This window comes from Mechercharimyces sp. CAU 1602 (genome assembly GCF_024753565.1).
Classification (GTDB): domain Bacteria; phylum Bacillota; class Bacilli; order Thermoactinomycetales; family JANTPT01; genus Mechercharimyces.
Window position 1 is genome coordinate 18,955 of sequence record NZ_JANTPT010000006.1, and the last position, 14,005, is coordinate 32,959.

17 protein-coding genes are annotated in these 14,005 nt (G+C 40.3%); 1 reads left to right on the top strand and 16 read right to left on the bottom strand.

What is annotated here, in order from left to right; translation table 11 throughout:
* Positions 1–5 precede the first annotated feature (5 nt).
* The 14 genes from NXZ84_RS14850 to NXZ84_RS14915 all read right to left on the bottom strand — a co-directional run bounded on the left by NXZ84_RS14850 (position 6) and on the right by NXZ84_RS14915 (position 8,343).
* Positions 6–227, bottom strand: a complete 222-nt coding sequence (locus tag NXZ84_RS14850) for a hypothetical protein (RefSeq protein ID WP_258841136.1) — start codon at positions 225–227, stop codon at positions 6–8.
* A complete protein-coding gene (locus NXZ84_RS14855; RefSeq protein WP_258841137.1) occupies positions 228–1,088 on the bottom strand; it encodes a conjugal transfer protein in 861 nt (286 codons plus the stop codon).
* The gene (locus NXZ84_RS14860; RefSeq protein WP_258841138.1) at positions 1,075–1,779 is read right to left on the bottom strand and encodes a class D sortase; all 705 of its coding nucleotides are present in this window, start codon (positions 1,777–1,779) and stop codon (positions 1,075–1,077) included. Before NXZ84_RS14860 ends, NXZ84_RS14855 begins: the two co-directional genes overlap by 14 nt.
* A 69-nt stretch (positions 1,780–1,848) precedes the next feature.
* Positions 1,849–2,544: a hypothetical protein gene (locus tag NXZ84_RS14865; RefSeq protein ID WP_258841139.1), complete on the bottom strand. Its 696-nt coding sequence runs from the start codon at positions 2,542–2,544 to the stop codon at positions 1,849–1,851.
* Positions 2,545–2,630: 86 nt separating this feature from the next.
* Complete coding sequence (locus NXZ84_RS14870) at positions 2,631–3,056, bottom strand: hypothetical protein (RefSeq protein ID WP_258841140.1); 426 nt, start codon at positions 3,054–3,056, stop codon at positions 2,631–2,633.
* Positions 3,057–3,212: 156 nt separating this feature from the next.
* On the bottom strand, positions 3,213–3,581 hold the full coding sequence (locus NXZ84_RS14875; RefSeq protein WP_258841141.1) for a hypothetical protein: 369 nt from the start codon (positions 3,579–3,581) through the stop codon (positions 3,213–3,215).
* Between the two features lie 14 nt (positions 3,582–3,595).
* Entirely contained in the window at positions 3,596–4,495 is a 900-nt protein-coding gene (locus NXZ84_RS14880; protein ID WP_258841142.1) for a ParM/StbA family protein, read from the bottom strand.
* A 303-nt stretch (positions 4,496–4,798) separates the two neighbouring features.
* Positions 4,799–5,326: a hypothetical protein gene (locus NXZ84_RS14885; RefSeq protein WP_258841143.1), complete on the bottom strand. Its 528-nt coding sequence runs from the start codon at positions 5,324–5,326 to the stop codon at positions 4,799–4,801.
* Between the two features lie 189 nt (positions 5,327–5,515).
* A complete protein-coding gene (locus NXZ84_RS14890; RefSeq protein WP_258841144.1) occupies positions 5,516–5,875 on the bottom strand; it encodes a hypothetical protein in 360 nt (119 codons plus the stop codon).
* A gap of 452 nt (positions 5,876–6,327) precedes the next feature.
* Positions 6,328–6,786 (bottom strand): hypothetical protein, encoded by a 459-nt coding sequence (locus NXZ84_RS14895; RefSeq protein WP_258841145.1) that lies wholly within the window; start codon positions 6,784–6,786, stop codon positions 6,328–6,330.
* 161 nt (positions 6,787–6,947) lie between these two features.
* Positions 6,948–7,145 (bottom strand): hypothetical protein, encoded by a 198-nt coding sequence (locus tag NXZ84_RS14900; RefSeq protein WP_258841146.1) that lies wholly within the window; start codon positions 7,143–7,145, stop codon positions 6,948–6,950.
* Positions 7,142–7,321: a hypothetical protein gene (locus NXZ84_RS14905; RefSeq protein WP_258841147.1), complete on the bottom strand. Its 180-nt coding sequence runs from the start codon at positions 7,319–7,321 to the stop codon at positions 7,142–7,144. The genes NXZ84_RS14900 and NXZ84_RS14905 overlap by 4 nt, the downstream gene beginning before the upstream one ends.
* 75 nt (positions 7,322–7,396) lie before the next feature.
* A complete protein-coding gene (locus tag NXZ84_RS14910) occupies positions 7,397–7,837 on the bottom strand; it encodes a hypothetical protein (protein WP_258841148.1) in 441 nt (146 codons plus the stop codon).
* A gap of 86 nt (positions 7,838–7,923) precedes the next feature.
* Positions 7,924–8,343 carry a hypothetical protein gene (locus NXZ84_RS14915; protein WP_258841149.1) on the bottom strand — a complete coding sequence of 140 codons (420 nt, stop codon included), beginning with the start codon at positions 8,341–8,343 and terminating at the stop codon, positions 7,924–7,926.
* A gap of 907 nt (positions 8,344–9,250) precedes the next feature.
* Between NXZ84_RS14915 and NXZ84_RS14920 the strand changes: the two genes are divergently transcribed.
* Complete coding sequence (locus NXZ84_RS14920; RefSeq protein ID WP_258841150.1) at positions 9,251–10,183, top strand: replication-relaxation family protein; 933 nt, start codon at positions 9,251–9,253, stop codon at positions 10,181–10,183.
* A 27-nt stretch (positions 10,184–10,210) separates the two neighbouring features.
* On the opposite strand, the gene NXZ84_RS14925 is transcribed toward NXZ84_RS14920, so the two are convergent.
* Both NXZ84_RS14925 and NXZ84_RS14930 read right to left on the bottom strand, forming a co-directional pair.
* A complete protein-coding gene (locus NXZ84_RS14925) occupies positions 10,211–13,264 on the bottom strand; it encodes a type IV secretory system conjugative DNA transfer family protein (RefSeq protein ID WP_258841151.1) in 3,054 nt (1,017 codons plus the stop codon).
* Positions 13,261–13,725, bottom strand: coding sequence for a hypothetical protein (locus NXZ84_RS14930; protein WP_258841152.1), 465 nt, complete (start codon positions 13,723–13,725; stop codon positions 13,261–13,263). Before NXZ84_RS14930 ends, NXZ84_RS14925 begins: the two co-directional genes overlap by 4 nt.
* Positions 13,726–14,005 lie beyond the last annotated feature (280 nt).

A 14,005-nucleotide genomic window follows, 5' to 3' on the forward strand; every position in this document is an offset into this window, starting at 1 on the left:
TTACCTTATTCTCCTAAATTTATGATTTCGTCTTTGAATTCACCCGTTAGAACTTTTGCCAAAGCCTCGTTGTTGCCTCCAATATCAGTAAGTACTCCAAAAACAACCAAACCAACTAATACCCAAGCCGTAGCCATCACCATCTGTCTGTTTTCCATCGCCCCCCATACGGCTTTCCCCATCAGAATCAGGGTAATGACCCCTAGCAAATTTCTAATTAGATCCATCTATTCTTCCTCCCTTTCATAGTCATATGGAATGTCAGGATGAATTTTTATTAAGCCCCATTTTTCTCCTTCTCTTCTTAATATCAACTCATATTTTTGAATCGTTGTTGCCCCATTGATTTCCATGATCGCTTCAGCGTTTGCCTTCACATCCCCATTTTCTTTACCCAAGAGGTCTAAGCTTTTTAAGCGATTGTATTTGGCTTCCCACAATGGCAATCTAGACTTTCCGTCTGCAAAATATTGCGCTAGATCACTTGCTTGCCCCGACGTATATTGTCGAAAAAACGAATCTAGAAATAGCTGGATCTTCTCTTTCTCTTTTACTGTCTCTCCACTTTCTTCTTTCGTTTCAGGAACTTTTGGAGCACTTGGCTTGGGAACAAAAGTAGGGATATCATATACCCCGTATTGTCCTGCTGCCGCTGCCACGACAGGAACAGATAAATAAACCGTTTTTCTCCTAGCCTCTTTTCCCTTCCCTTCCTCAATAAGTCCTTTTATCAACACACTCACAGTCGTTTTACTCGTATGCACAGGTGCCCACGCCTCTGTCCCCAAAACATTCGGCTTTTCTATCGTGGTTAATGCGTCACTCGGAATCTCAAAACCTTTCGCAGTATATTGCTGAGCTTTCTCCAAATCATGCATAAGCCAGTAGTATGCAAAGTCTTCCGCGAATTTCGCCGCTCCATAGGCAGAATCCACTTTGTACTCCACCGTTTTCTCTTCTACCATCGTCCCTTGCACATCGTCCGGCCCCAATAACTTATAAATTGATAAACCAGCCAACACAACTAAAGAACCGATCAGAATCCACGATCCCAATCGAGCAACCCATATTCTTTTATTTGTCCTCATCTTCATACCCCCTCACTTCGATAAATTCAGATTTGATCACATATCGTTTTGTAGTGTATCCCAGCTGATCCAAGGGATAACAGGTGTAAAGGTGCATCGTCGCACGATTGGTTTGAGAAAGAACATCTGAATCATTCATATCAGTCACCCAGGTTTTCTTAACCCGATAAACGATTTTTCCTTGCGTGACCTCAATAATAATATCATCGCCCACTTTTATTTCCCCTGCTCTTTTAAGAGACGTATTATTGTGACCCGCTAATACAGCATTACCTCTGTCACCTGGAAGGGAAAGAGAAGAATGAACACCAATCCCTCTTTCTAGATCCTCTTCAGCTGTTCCTAATATGACAGGGACCTTCAATCCAATTCTAGGAATAAGTAATGTACCTATCTTTTGTGAAAGACTCGGATTTTCCCACTGAATAAAATCAGAGCGCCCTTCTTTTGACTTAGAATTTTGCAAGACTGGAGAAGGTGGATTTGAAATGAGTTTCATTTTTCCTTCTACTTTACCCTCATCACCTTTTATAAGAGTGGGCACCTCCACAAGCGCCCACTCTTCTTCTATAGCATCCTTATTTTTGGTCTCGATTTTTTTCTCTATATCTCGCGTCTCTATCATTCCATTATTCCACTTCTCAGCCCTTGCCCGATCTTTACTGAAATCAGTATATAGAATGCTCCCCATTCTAAAACCCTCAATCACCATGATCAGCCCTAACATAAAAAACAGAAATGAAAGGAATCTTTTCATCTTTTAGAAAACCCTTCGGAAACGAATCAATAAAGTCGATCCCGACCCAATGAGTCCAATCATCATTGAAGCTAAAGGAATTGGATTCCAACCTGTTTCAGCCATAGTTTCTACTTCGCCATCTGACTGAGTTTGACTTGAACCATTATTTTTTGCTATTTCACCTGACTGTGAATCCGACTGTGACTCTGCTTGTGGCTCTGCTTGTGACTCTGCTTGTGACTCTGACTGTGACTCTGCTTGTGGCTCTGCTTGTGGCTCTGCTTGTGACTCTGCTTGTGGCTCTGCTTGTGGCTCTGCTTGTGGCTCTGCTTGTGACTCTGCTTGTGGCTCTGACTGTGGCTCTGCTTGTGGCTCTGACTGTGGCTCTGCTTGTGGCTCTGCTTGTGGCTCTGACTGTGGCTCGGTCTGTGGCTCTGCTTGTGGCTCTGACTGTGGCTCTGCTTGTGGCTCTGACTGTGGCTCGGTCTGTGGCTCTGCTTGTGACTCTGACTGTGGCTCTGACTGTGGCTCGGTCTGTGGCTCTGCTTGTGGCTCTGACTGTGGCTCTGCTTGTGACTCTGACTGTGGCTCGGTCTGTGGGGTTTGTTGTTGCTCTAGTGGAACTTCCCCACTTGGATTAGCCGACACAGCCCCGAAAGTAGTCATAGAAGCAAAAACCGCTAGAGAAGCTATCGTTACAGCATCCTTCCTTTTCACTCATTCAACCTCCCTATTGAGGAATATAGTTCCTGTGTTCACTATAATTATATAGTACGTCCTAAGGAAATATCAACCCTTATTTCTCAATTTTTCTTCTTTTTTCGCTTTCGCTTCTTTAATTGATAGATTTCATACCAAATTTTTCTAGGCGCATACCATTCTCTCCCAAGCTTTTGAGGCCATAAAGCATCGGGATTTACTTCTTTATAGCTCTTAGCCAACTTAGCAATCCAATTATTTGTTACGCTTAACTCAGGTCCTATTTCTGTGGAGCCCATCAATTCAACATCCGGTATATTTAGTAGCTTAATGTAAATCTCTAATTGACCAAGACCAACATCTCTCCTTGACAACAAATAGCCCCAGATCTCTTTGGGGGCTACAAAATCTCCACTATGTAACTTCTTAGGCCATGTGGCCTTGTCGGCTGATTCAGATGCTAATTGGCTCATCCGCCTTCTTGTTTTTCCATAAAAATTAGCTGCTGTACTAGTGGTCCACCATTCCACCATTTCCCCTCCTATAACAGATATCAACTATAGTTTGTACGATCTCATTTGCATTGTCCAGAAATATTTACCTATAAAGGAATCAGGTAAAAAAAATAGCCTTTCGGCTATATAATCTCTTGCTCTATTCTAATGACGATGGGCCTATATTATTTTTTACATAATCATGTCCATATCAACATCATCAGCATTCAATTCTTGGACAGGCTCTTCACTTGCGGCTGCTTCTTCTGATTCACTTGGATTTTGTACAGACTGTGTAACCCCTAAATATTGCATCAACGTCTTTAAGTCCGTTAATTCGCCTGCCAAGCTTTTATTCGCTTCAACTAGTGGCTTTAGTTTGTAAAGGTTTCCTTCAAGTAACTTATCAACTTCCAGCAAAACCTTAAAGTAAGCTGAGACACTGACATCCTGCTTTTTCGCTTGTTCTTCAACATATTCTTTCAATTTTTGATCATATTCTTTCTTTGTTGAAAACGTGACCCCCTTAACAATATTCCTTTTTTCCTTCTTTTCGCTCATAAAATCAACAGCCCCTAAACAAGTTGTAATTCCTTGGCTTTCAAGTTAGCTACTTTGAAAAAACCTCTGGCATTTGCAAACAGCGGATCAGGAACAACACTTGCATTAGGATATACTTTCCGAACAAAGGGTAACAAGTCACTAGCCTTTCCACCAGCCAATCGAATTGGCAATTCAGAAGGCCAATCCATCCCTTTCATGTCTGTACAAACCATTTCTGCAATCTCTTCATTATTCGCAACCGACTTCTCATTGTCTTCGAGCTTATCACATCCCCAGAATTTCGTTGTTGAGAAGTCAATCTTCACTCTCTTCTTTGATAGATAAACAAGATTGTGCGTTACACTCCCCAAGTCGGAGATTCCAATTGAATCATCAACTGGATCATCATAATAAGCTCCCATGGCTTCAGGAACCACAAACCCAAAACGTACATCAAAAACTCTCGCTTCAACTTGATTTTTTTGTTTATAGAATCTGACTTTATACCGCTTATTATCAAACTGCTCTTTCACTTTCGGACCATACTCCTTCAATTTAAGGTACGGGACCCCCGTACCGATCACCACAGGCTGATAATCCTTAATTCCCATTCGATACAACATCGTTAAAGCAAAAATCAAATTGTGTTTTGTAGCCTTTTCTTCTGACAACCTTTTATAATCCGTTCCTCGTTTGGCTGCAAATTCATTAACCTCCCCTACAAAAAACTTCGGGCCATTATTCTCACCATTCTCCAATAGTTCAACAACCAAATCATCATCAGACTTTAAAGGATCTTCGCCCTGACTCTCATAATAAGAGCTTATCCAACTTGGGAAACTATATGTTTCTAATTGCCCATACTCGCTCATTTTGACACCTTTCGGCTGGCTCCGCCCAATATCCAACCCAACTACTTCCCAATTACTCATATATAACTCCCCCATCTCGAAATATGTTTAAAACATGTTTTTAACTTGTTTTAAACATATCTCATTTCTCGCTCTCTGTCAAATCTCAATAATAAGCTCAAACCCTTATAAATCAAGGATTCAAGTATAATGCTAATATATTCAGAATAAACTTTCTTTTAAACATATTTAAAACATCTTTTAAACATGTTTAATAGTGACTGTCGCGTCGCCATTGATCTGTCTTCCGCTCTTTACCTTTTAAATTAAAGGAAAATGCCCGTAGAGCCACGACGGATAACTTTCCGTGTGACTCTAACTTTATTAGTCATCTCTTCTAAACCTAGAAAAAAGTCCTCTACGCTTGCGAGAATATATCTCAACTCGCGATAGCGTCTGTTTTATCTCTTGATTGTCATCACGTTGCTCCGAAAGATAACTCTGGATCTCCCGCCCAGATCGCGTTTGTTCCCTCTTTATTTCCTTTAATTCGTGTATTAACTCTTCTTGACGATCTGACAAGTCTTTAATCATCTGAGCTTGTTGAAAAGCAAGGTTCTTCATATCTATTAAGTCCTGTCGTGACAGCACTGGTGACTGTCTGTCGTCAGTAGGTAAAACGTTTACTGGGTGAGTCTCCAAAAGCAACTTTTTAATCCTGTCTTTCTCCCAACCATCTTTATATAGTTGACGAATTTGTTCCATGATTACAATTGCTTCTTCTTTCACCAAAAGAACTCCATTAAATCGCCTAGTCAAAATTGATTCTGGATAATCTTCAATATACCGTCTAACCGTTTTTTCTCCCCACCCTGTCTGACCTACTATTTCACTGACTTTTAGCCAATCCATCTTCTAATACTCCCTTTCTGACTGTCATGTCGTCACCATTAGTTCTATACACTTAACCCGTGTAATTATGGTTTCAAGAAGGGCTTCGGTCATGACTGAATATCTTCTCACATGACAATTCGCTTTTTCTATCTAAACCTCCTTTTGAGATGGTATTGCGAACAATAAAAATAGACCTAAGTCTTAGGTCTATTTTTTCAGATACTCACTGATCCATTTATTAATCATCTCATTTTTTGACTCAGGAACATACTTAATTGCCTTATCAAATCTCTCCTTCAGAGTCTTGTCCAATCGTAGACCAATCTCAACCCTCTCTTCTTTAGCTATTCCTGGATTACGCTCCTTAGGAACCTCTTTCGCTCCATTTCTAATTTTCCTCTCCATTTCCTCACAAAACAAGTGGATTTGATATAGCAAAAATGTCGTTATATCCAAGCCTTTTAATAATAACGATTCCGAAAGAGCATGCTTGTCCCTTTCATGGATCCAGATCATCATCCTAGTTCTCTCAACTTCACCTCTAAATCGATCTTTCTTCTCCTTCACAAAGATCACCTCTCTTCCACCTCCTCTCATTGTACCCTTTTTAATAGATTGTGAACACGATTTAATGCACTGTAAATCTTAAGAGACCCTAGAGAGGCCATATGCCTTTTAGAACTCCTTACACAGCATCTCAGTTGACTCAAGAGGCATTGATAGATACAGAAGCCTTCCATATTCTTAGATTCCTTGGAGGCACGCCGCAGGCATTCTTTTCAATCCTCCGCAGCACACGGAGGTTTTACCCTCCGCCTAATCTACCAACCTTTTCACGCTAAAAACAACGAGGTCACGGGTGCTCTTTCCACCCGTGACTCCCTTCCTCGAAGACGCGCGCGAAGGGTCTGACCCCGTAAATACAGAGAATATGATAGTCTCTAATCTCTTGATTCATTAAAAAATGAATCCTATAGTATACGTTTTATAGATACGTATACTATAGAAACGTACATTTCTTAAGACCAATTCAGCAACTCTGCCTCACTTTTTAATAAAGATTCTACCTCTAACACAATATCCGTGAACTTATCACACCCTTTATACATCGTCTCCTCGTCCCATTCTTCGGTCGTCTTAGCGACCTTTTTAGTGTAAAACACTGTATACGACTCTGATCTCTCGTCATTGATGACGCAAATAATATAGTATCCATCACTAGCTTTCACCAGAAAAAAGAGTACTTCTTTGACCCAATTAGGCTGTATTCGCATAGTAACAAGGGTTTCATTTAGCTTGGTGCTTTTTCCCCATTTACTTAACCCCTGAATAATCATCTCTTGATAATAACGTGCTTCTTTTTCTGTTACACAGGGAGCCTCTTCCTTTTGATTGCGCTGGATTTCTTCTACCAAATCAGGGTTATCCTTTAATGTCTTTAAAATTGCACGGAATAATTTATCTTCGGCTGTATTCATATACTCATCTCCCTTATCAAAAATTTATTTCCCATTTCTTCAGAAACCGCAGGTAATCCATGTTGATGAAACACCTCTATAAGAGAGGTCATTACGAACCTTTTTTTGTTGTACATGTAGCAAAACACTCCTTTATGTTAAAATGATGGTGAGTATTTTTTTCAAGTGCGGGTTACCAGTGGACGCTGGTGAGCCGCCTTTTTTGCGTTGTCTAGGATAGCTTTCTGTTGATCTAGCGTTAGACGCTTCCATTCGTTGTACTTCATTGCAAAACGGGGGCGAGGCATGGTCTCAGGTTGTATTGTCTGGAGCCATTCTTTCGGCCCCCGTTCTACATGATGATAAAACTCGTTTCTCATTGGTTTCCCTCCTTAAATTGATGCAAATTGATGTAGACCATTAGCTCAGCTAATTCATATGCTTCATGCGGTGATTTCCCACGTTCCATAGCATCTAAATATTGCTCTTCATAGTAATGACCAATGGCTTGCTCGTTGTAACCTTCGAGATGTTGAATAGCAAATCCGAAACCCATGTTAATCACCTCCTTTCACCTTTACCACATCATAGTTATGTACATATGTACATAACTATGATGCGGTTTTTCACCTTACACACCTGCAAGTTTCCTTTTCGCAATCCCCATTAGCTTTTCAAGTAGCGTTTTACTAAACAAACTATAATCAAACGGTGTATCCTCTTCCCCTTCCATTCGCTTTAGTTCCCCTATCTGCTTCTCAGTCAATGTAGTTTCAACACCTAAGTCCCAGAAATGAATGCATTGATAACTTTCATCAAAAACATTTTCAAAGACAACCTCGCACCTTTTAAAATCGACCACAACTATTCTCGCCTTCGATCCGTGGACTGATGTAAACACATCTTTTTCTAGAAGATAAGCGTCTTCCTCTTCCTCTTCCTCTTCAAGTTCAAATTTCATGTGACGATCTGGATTAGTGACATAATCATCATGGTCATAGTTGCAATCAAAACACCAGCCCTCATAATCGACTTTCTCTTTCTCCTTACCGCACATACAACACGTTACCATCTAATCATCTCCCTTTCCTTGTTACCTTTATTATATCATAGTTATGTACATATGTACATAACTATTTTTAAGTTTTTCTCTTTTCTTTACGCCTCAATCATAATCCATTTTTCGGTAACCAAGGGATCAAACCATTTCAGGGGTAAAGGTTCAGTAAAAGAGACAGGTTGAAAGATATACGAGTAAAAATATCCTTTGTCGTTGCCATCTGCTTCAACCCAACCAACTTCTTGACTCCATCGACCTAATAAATAAGGGTTTGGGTAAGCGAATATTACCGTTATATCCAAATCAATTTCATTGGGATCATCTTCAATTTGTTTCCTACTCCATTTAGAGATCAAAACATCCATTTCACCCTTAGTGGCTTCTTTTGAAATATATTCAAAAACAATTTCCGAACCGCAACCGCTATAAGTTTCAACATAAATATCAAGAAGGCTTTCTTGCTCTTCGTCAAGGCTTTGCCCTTCTAAGAGAACAATATACACAAATGGAATACACATGTTTTCATTTCCCCTATCTTCTTAGATTCCTTGAGGCGCGCCGCAGGCAATCTTTTCACTTCTCCGAAGCGCACGGAGACCTTGCGGGCGGTTATACTATCCAAGCCGACGGGAGCCTTGAAGCCCTATCTTCCTGAGTCCCCGTCGGCACCGACGACACAACCAGCCCGCATGGTTCCGTCAAGGGTGGAGAAATAAATATTTTTGATGAAGAGAATACGAAATCAAAAATATTTATTTCGGAAAGCGTAGCGTCCCTTGAGCGTCTCCCTATTACCTCCGTCGGTTCTTAATAAATACCACGTCACATAAACTTGCTCACTTACCTATTAAATGCCTAGAATCATCTCCGCTCCCTTGTAACTGCACGTTTACTCTCACTTTCTATTACCTCGCTAGCCTCTCAAGTTCCTCTCATGTAACTACTTAGATACTCCCACGTGACTATTACCTCCTATGCCCATTAGTACCTCTCACTTATCTACTTCGGTTGCTCTCACGTAACTACTACCTCCCATGCCCATTAGTACCTCTCACTTATCTACTACCTTCTTTTTAAATACACACATAACATATACATAAGCCCCACCCGCGCGCCCCGTCCCCAACCCTACGTTAGTAAGTTGGCGGTCGAGGAAGGGAGTCACGGGGATTCTTTCCCCCCGTGACTCCCTTCCTCGAAGGGGCGCGCGGGTGGGGCCGCTCCTCTAACTATAACAAAACATTGATATATTAGTCTTTTAAAGGTATTATGAAAGAAAGAATAACTAAGGATTAACATTCATATATTAGTTTGAATGTACGTTTCATAGAAACGTACATTATAGAAACGTACACTAAATAGTATCGAAACGTACATTATAGAAACGTACATTATAGAAACGTACATTGTATTGGGGGAATTATAATGAACAAATTCAGCAACATCCTTCCAAAATGGGAAATGTCAGACTCGAAGTGGACAATTGAAATGTTATTGGGTATGGAAAAAAATCCTTTTAAATTTTCTCTTCAATCGCGGGATTTAGATATACTTCAATTTTTATTGGAGCATCGCTTTCTAACAACCCATCAGATTTCCATTTTACTTTTCCCTGATGGAATCCACGGGTTGCGTTCAACACAGAGAAGAATGAAAACTTTGTATAATGTCGGATTAGTCATGAAAGTGCGTCCACGTGATGGAGACCCTGGAAGCAAGCCAAACATCTTTGGTCTAACCCATCTAGGAAAGGATCTGTTGATTCGAAGTAGCAGAGTTCATTCAGACGAAGCAGCAGCAGTTTTTTATTCGCTTGAGGAAAACATAATTGAATTTAGTTACATGCTACATGACTTGCATTTAAACGAATTTTGTTTAGAAATATTCAAAGAGGCTAATAATCGCAAGCTGTCTTTTGAATGGTTACCTACTAAACTTTGTAGACAACACGTGAAACTCCCCAATGGCAAATACCGTGTGGTCGAGCCGGATGCTATATTTATTTTTACTACAGATCAGGGACAGAAGGTTCTCCATGTCGAGTATGAGCGGTCAGCAGATCCAAGACGATTCAGAGAAAAGATTACAAGATGGAAGCTCTATCGCAGGCAGCAAACATGGAAAGAGAAATACGATACCGAGCCATTCATTTGTGTTGTGGGAGATCGTGAAAGTTGGGAGACAGGAGGAAGGAAAAGAAGAGTTGTTCGTTCAATCGACCCTTTACGGAAAATCGCATACGGAGAAGCATTTAATAAGATTGCTTTTCTACCTGTCGACGAAGTAGAGGATCAAACATGGAACTGCTTGCCTTACCCCGATAATAGCCTTTCACTATGGGATCAGCTTGAATTGTAAAAAGAGGACCACTAGGTGGTCCTCTTTTTATGCAGATTCATTTTTCGGTTGGCGGAGCTTCTGGCGAATAATCTCAGGTTGACTCTTAATAGTCTCACCTGCTGCTTTCCTCTCTTGAATTTCCTTGTCTGCTTCCAATAATAATGGTATTGCTTTTTCGTATGAAATTCCTATCTTCTCTACTATTTCCTCCACCTTCTGTGGTTTAACAGTTCCAATTTTCGGCCACTCTTTTTTAACGTCACTTTCACTCTTACTTTCTTCGACCTCATCTTTTGGATCCCATTTTGATTGCAAAAACTTTCTTAGGTTTCGATCCGTTTCTCTAGTAGTTTTCCCATCCATAGCATTCATGAATTCATTTAAGTATATTTTTGCTTCAAGATATGGAATACCCATATCTTGAATAATCCCTCTTACCTTATTTGCACTCAGGGAACCAATCGCAGGATAAACTTCCTTCTTATTTTCTTCTTTTACTTCAGTTGTCTCACTATCAATTTGAGAGGAAATTCCTTTTAATTCTCTTATTTTTGTTTCTTTTGGGTTTACTTTTTTAGCAGTTTCATCTTTCTTATTGTTCACCCCTAGCTTACTTTGCTCTTCAGGGGTTAATTCAGGTATCTTCACTTCATGTAATTGGATATCTTTTCTTTCAGGCCACGGATGATGATTTCTCCATCCGGGATTTTCTTTGTCCTTAATCGTTTGAGCGATAAAGGCTTCTTTTACTTCACCGTTTACAGTTAACCTACAAACAGCATGGAATCTCTTCATTTGAAGAATATCGTCCGTCCCAATCCGTACTCTGTCTTGGTCCTCATCACGCAAACCAATGAAATTACTGTAAAGTTGAGCAAAAGACTTCGCCCAAGCATCTGCTTCATCCATATCATTGTTTCGGAATATAACTTTATGTCCAAATAGCTGTTTGAACACCTTCTGTAAATTCGGATCCTCAATGGATGAAAGGCTAAGTGTGGCTCCCGTTGTACGGGCTCCATATTTCCTAGATTCCTGCAAGATTTCCTTGAGAGCATCGTTTGCGTATCCGTGCATCTCGTCCAAAAATAGATTCACTTGAACCCGTTCTTCTTGAGGAATGTCAGCTTGTGAGGAAATAGCCTGAAATAGAAGACTCATCAGCATATTACACATGAGCATACTGGTCTCTTGGCCAACTTCATTCTTACCCGTATACAAGATGATAGCAGCCTTTTCTTCTCTAATGATTTTCCGTAAAGTAAGCGGCGACGGATGACAGAGAATCTTTTCTACTCGTTCGCTGGCTAAGAGAGTATTGTATTTATTGAGAATCGGAGCCACCTTATTAACGTAAGTGTTATGTGACTCTCTAAGGTTTGAAAATTGTGTCGTCCAATACTTCTTAATACTGCTACCATCCGGTAGATCATTCATTACGCTCTCTCGAAAATCATCATCGACTAACATATCACGCATGTGCCGAAAATCAATAACAGGTATGGCACGCTTCCATCGATCATGAGTATCACGAACTTTTCTTAGAGCCAGAAAACTCTGTTGAAGAAAATCCCCTGACTGATCCCCGACAGCAGATCTCCCGTAAGCTGTTCTAAACGAAGATAGGAGGTTCCCTGATAAAGTATCTGCCTGAACCCCATCGTCTGCAAGAACGTTTAATCCATAATCACTGGGACGAGATAAATCAATCACATAAGTTTTCTTATCAGGAGGAATTCGATCCAAGAAGGCTTCGGCATCACCTCGGTCATGGATCACGATCACAGAGGATTGCTCTGGATCTTTTAAAACTGGAGCAGCATAATCCGTCATAGCCTTCGTCTTCCCCGATCCATGGAGACCAATAAACAACATATTTAAATATCGATCTATTTCTAGAATAGAAATGGGCTTTCCATTCTCTGCAATCATGAAAGAATCAGCTTTATTGTCAGGAATACCCGTTGGTAGAGGAACACGTCGAGAAGCAGATCGTTCTAACCCCGATACCCTCAAACGCATAGACGGCAACTGCAACAAAGTAGCAAGATGGAACGAAGATAATTTAACTTTTGGACCTAATAAAATCGAAGGCATTGCCGCTTCCATCCACCAGCGCCACCAAAACCGCTTCATTGCGGATCGCAGCAACCAATTAGGAAGTAATTCAGGAATCAATCTGTTTTCTGACGAAGCCTCGGCCATGGATCCAATAACAGACTGTCTAGCCTCTTTTGATACAGAAACAATCCGAACTTCGCATTTAAATAATCCTTTTCCTCGATTCTCAAAACTCGCCTTTAGCTCCTTCTGTCGCCCCATACCTAATCCGCTACCCGAATCCCCTTCCTCTTCTTGGTTGTATTTCATTTCGAATTCATCATGCAATTTAATCAATTTATTCTGTCTATGAAGTGATAAAGGTGTCATCACAACTTGGAACTTCACATCCTCTTCTATGTTATCCAGCGAAGCAAAGAATGCCTCAGATATTGATTTCTGATAGTTTTTTAAGCTCTGCAAAGGATAAATCCAATCTCGCTGTAGACGTAGTTGCAAATACTCTTTCGGCACAGGTTCATTTTTTCTCCGCTCGATAGTCTCAAATCGGATATTCTGATACACAGACTGCAAACTACTACATATTTGATCCAAGATCGGTCCCGGTGCTGAAAGATGAATATACTTCTGTCCACTTCGTTGTCCTTGTTCCCAAACGAAATGATGAAAGCCTGTAAACCATCCTGTAAGAGGAAATCTTGTAAGAAGCATCCCATTAACAGAATCAATAAACTTCGCGACTTCGAACGGATCTGTCGTATCATCCCTACTCAATATGACTTTTCTTGTTTCGATGATCGAATAACGATGCAAGTAAAAATAAAATTGAAACCCTACCATCAAAATCCATATAAAGAAAGGAATGGCGAGAAGAACAGCTAACCCAATGAGAATAGTATCCAAATTAATCATAAAGCTTTCCCACAAACCAAAAAAAACATAGTTATATTTATTCCAAAACGACCAAAATAACCCGATAACTGCTACTAGTAATACCAATATACCTTCAATTTGACCATTTTTAGCTGATTTGCTCATTTCATCATCTCCTTGGGCAATCCGTATTTCATTATCAAACCTGAAACATGAATCAACCAAATATTAGCTGACTTACGAATATCTATTGGATGAAAACGTCCTTCAAGTATCCTTTGACGGATACCACGTATCCTCCAAACATTCTCTGCTTCTTGAGTTGTAATCCAAGGAGATCCCCCTATCACCCATAAGATAATAGACCCTCTCTGATCCCTAATATAAGGAGAATACTCTTCTACCTCCTGCAATAAAACAAGAAGACACTCAGCCACAGACCTCTTAACATCAATCTTCATTTCATCTTTAACCCAAATAACTTCTTTCCATCGAGAATCATTTAAAGAAATCCATAGAGGATCCATTGAATCAATTGAGCACATAGGAGCCATCATAGTATCTCCATTCAATACAAAAGGACCTACAGCAAATAGTTGGTCTAAATACTGAAAACAATATACCACCACTTTTCTCCTTTACTAGTATTTACACAGTTATTTTATAGTACGAAATCGTACTATGTCAACCTATCCCGCCACCCCCAGCTTCTCCCCCTAAAAGACCTAAAGACTAAAAGCCTCTCTGTTCCCCTAGTGAATATAAAAAGGGAAGTGGCTTGTTGCCACCCCCAGCTTCTCCCCCTAAAAGACCTAAAGACTAAAAGCCTCTCTGTTCCCCTAGTGAATATAAAAAGGGAAGTGGCTTGTTGCCACCCCCAGCTTCTCCCCCTAAAAGACCTAAAGA